General features: G+C 32.2%; 2 protein-coding genes and 1 pseudogene. 1 reads left to right on the plus strand and 2 read right to left on the minus strand.

The window, feature by feature from the left end; genetic code table 11:
• Positions 1–1,164, minus strand: a 1,164-nt coding sequence (gene murF, locus FPG59_RS14855; RefSeq protein ID WP_140344686.1) for a UDP-N-acetylmuramoyl-tripeptide--D-alanyl-D-alanine ligase, incomplete at its 3' end; no start/stop codon positions are given.
• 65 nt (positions 1,165–1,229) lie between these two features.
• On the minus strand, positions 1,230–2,909 hold the full coding sequence (gldJ, locus tag FPG59_RS14860; RefSeq protein ID WP_086455345.1) for a gliding motility lipoprotein GldJ: 1,680 nt from the start codon (positions 2,907–2,909) through the stop codon (positions 1,230–1,232).
• A gap of 204 nt (positions 2,910–3,113) precedes the next feature.
• On the opposite strand from gldJ, the pseudogene FPG59_RS14865 reads away from it, so the two are divergent.
• Positions 3,114–3,552, plus strand: a pseudogene (locus FPG59_RS14865) (peptidase C25); the annotation flags it as partial.

Consider the following 3,552-nt stretch of genomic DNA (forward strand, 5'->3'; position numbering starts at 1 on the left):
GAAAAAATTTGTTTTGTCTATTTTTGTTTCGTAAAATGCCTTGCCTACAAAGTAACAATGCACATTATTAGTATTTGACAGCATTTTAACAATTCCTTCGTGTTCCTTCATGCTATCTGTACCTAGTTCAAACATGTCACCTAATACTAGAATTTTATTTGGGTTTTCTAACTGTAAAAAGTTTTCAATTGCTACCTTCATACTACTTGGATTAGCGTTATAAGCATCCAAAATAATCGAATTTGTATTCTTTGTAATCAATTGAGACCTATTGTTCTCAGGTATGTAATTTTCGAGTGCTACCTTAATTTGTGCATCTGTTATCTTAAAAAAGGTTCCAATTGTTAATGCTGCATTTATATTGTTAGCGTTATACAAACCTATTAATTGAGAATTTATAACCTTATTCTTATATACAACTGTAACTAGTGGATTTGCCGTAACTGCATCAATTGATACATTGGCTAGAGGGTTTTGTATTCCAAATGTATAATTAGTAATTGCGTGAGATTGTTTTACTTGAATAGTGTCATCAAGATTTACAAAAATAACTTTATTGTTCTTTCGTAAAAAATCATACATTTCGCTTTTACCTTTAATAACACCTTCGATACCACCAAATCCTTCAAGATGGGCTTTCCCAAAATTTGTGATATAACCGTAATCTGGTTTAGCTATCTCGCAAAGAAAAGCAATTTCTTGTTGATGATTTGCACCCATTTCAACAATACCTATTTCGGTTTTACTTGTAAATGAAAGTAAAGTTAGAGGTACTCCAATATGGTTATTTAAATTCCCAATTGTTGATTTTACATTAAATTTCATGGCAAGAACTTTTGAAATAAGTTCTTTTGTAGTTGTTTTGCCATTACTTCCGGTAAGAGCAATAATGGTTAAGCCTAAAAAAGTTCTGTGGTATTGTGATAGTTGTTGTAGTGCTTTTAAACTGTCCGGAACTAGTATCGTTCTATTATCTATAAAGTAGTCAGAATTGTCAATTATGACAAATGCAGCGCCTTTCTGTAATGCTTCTTTTGTAAATTTATTAGCATCAAAACGATCTCCTTTTAAGGCTACAAACATTGAGTTTTTTTCAATTTTTCGAGTGTCAATTGAAATGGAACTGCATTTTAAAAACAAACTATGAATTTCCTGTATATCCATACGAAATAATTTAAAAAAATAATAGCCCTAAAAAGGGCTATTATTGTATGTATTATTGAATGTGTTTATTTATTTCTAACAGATCTTTTCTTATCTGCTTTTGGTCCAACCCTTGACATAGCACATCTAAATCCGATATAATCAGTAGCCATATCTTGTGGGAAATAACGTCTTTGAGCTGGGTCTAACCAATATGCTCTATCTCTCCAAGAACCACCTTTATATACTCTAGATTGATCATTAATTAAAGTAGTTCTTTTGCTAGATTTATCAAATTTACGAACCATTTTACCTAAACTGTCTGTAGTTACATTGTGTTTAGGAGAATTGTACATTGTTCTTTCTGATTTTGCTTTGTCATCATCTGAGTCTCCAAAATCATAATATCTTGTAGACTGCTTATCTCCATCTCTGTAGTTGATGTTGTTGCTTTTATCAAAGTTTTGTCTCAAATAAGTTTCTTGCTCATCTACAGGAACTTGTGTAATTTGACCTGGTAAATTTCTCGCTACAATTTTACCATTACTCAGGGTGTCATATTTGATATTGTCTTTCGTTACAATAACTATTTTACCATCAGCACCAATCATATTTTTAGTATATAAGTTACCTCTAAAGTAGTTGAAATCATTTGCTTCATTATCTACTATAGGTCTGTAAACATCTTGTACCCATTCAGCAACGTTTCCAGCCATATCATATAAACCAAAATCATTTGCTGGGTACTTTTTTACCTCATTTGTGATGTCTGCACCATCATCTGACCATCCTGCAATTCCACCGTAATCTCCATTACCTTGTTTGAAATTAGCAAGTTGATCACCTTTTGATTGTCTTTTTCCTGAACGGGTGTAACCTCCAGACCATGGGTATTTCTTTTGACCTTTGTAGATGTTGTATTCTCTTTGTCCAGCATCTGCTGCAGCAGCATATTCCCATTCTGCTTCAGTTGGTAATCTGTATTCTGGTAGTAAAATACCGGATGATCTTTGTGCGTAAACATTTTTTGGTTCAATAGCCGTACCATTTTTACCACCTTTTGATGGTTTTTTAGCATTTCTACCTTTAAGAACAATTGTCTCGTCTCCTCCGTATGCAGATGTTGGAGAGTTCAAATAAGTTTCAGTGTCAAAATTACTTTCGGCTGATACGTCATTTGTTTTGGCATTTTTCTTCAAATAGCCATTTTTCTCTAACAATGCTTCGTTAACACGTTGTGTTCTCCAGTTGCTAAATTCTACCGCTTGAATCCAATTTACACCAACAACTGGATACTCAGCATATGATGGGTGTCTCAAGTAGTTATTGGTCATGGTCTCATTATAACCTAATCTATTTCTCCATACTAATGTGTCAGGGGAAGCACCTTCGTATATGTTTTTGTAATTCTCTTCCGTTGGAGGGTATACACTTTTTAACCACTCTAAGTAATCAAGATACATAGAGTTTGTAACTTCGGTTTCGTCCATGTAAAAGGATTGAACGTGTTGTTGAGTAGGTGAGTTGTTCCAGTCGTGCATAACGTCATCTTCAACTTTACCCATGGTAAATGTACCTCCTTCTACAAAAACCAATCCTGGTCCAGCTTCTTGCTTCTTTTTACTGGCTCCTTTCTTGCTATCCATGTTCCAACCGGTTGCTCTTGATGTGTTTTTAGAGCTGGATTTTTTACTACAACTAGAGAAACCCACAATCAACATGATTGAGAGTAACACTTGTAGGCCCATAATTCTGTTTGCTTTCATATTATTTAGTAGGTAATAATTTAGTGCTGCAATATATGTTTAAATGATAAACAGCGTAAAAAATTTGTTATAACGTAAAACTCAGTTTTAACATTAATTTATATATCACAACGCAAATTTATAATAATTATTATTTAAAACGATATGTTTTGATTTATTTTTACCAATTAATACTAGGAATACACAAATCACGTTAAAAAAAGAATGAGAAAATTAATTTTGTTTTTTTTGGCCTTCATTCCTGCAGTCAGTTTTTCACAAATTAAGGGTGAAATAAAATTGAATTGGTTTGAAAAAAAAGAGATGTATTATGGCACAAATCAAATAGTGATTCCCTATTTTTCTGGTGATGAGTTTCATTATGATGATTTTAGTCAATCTATAAGGGCGCATTATATAGTGCCTAGTTATAGAGGTTTTCAAGATGGTGACTTGCAAGTTAATTCTATTGTTTATGAATCCATAGATAAAGAACTCTTGGGAGATTTAAATCTTAATAATTTACCAACTAAAGCTGATTTTAATCTTGTTCTTTCAACTGCAAGAGATTTAGTAACTGCTCAAATTATTTTTTCACCTATAATTAAAGATGATTTTGGTTTTAAGAGAATTATTTCTTTTAATTATTCTATAATTTCTAACA

It is taken from the genome of Flavobacterium sp. FPG59, from assembly GCF_002150205.1.
In the GTDB taxonomy this organism is placed as follows: Bacteria; Bacteroidota; Bacteroidia; order Flavobacteriales; family Flavobacteriaceae; genus Flavobacterium.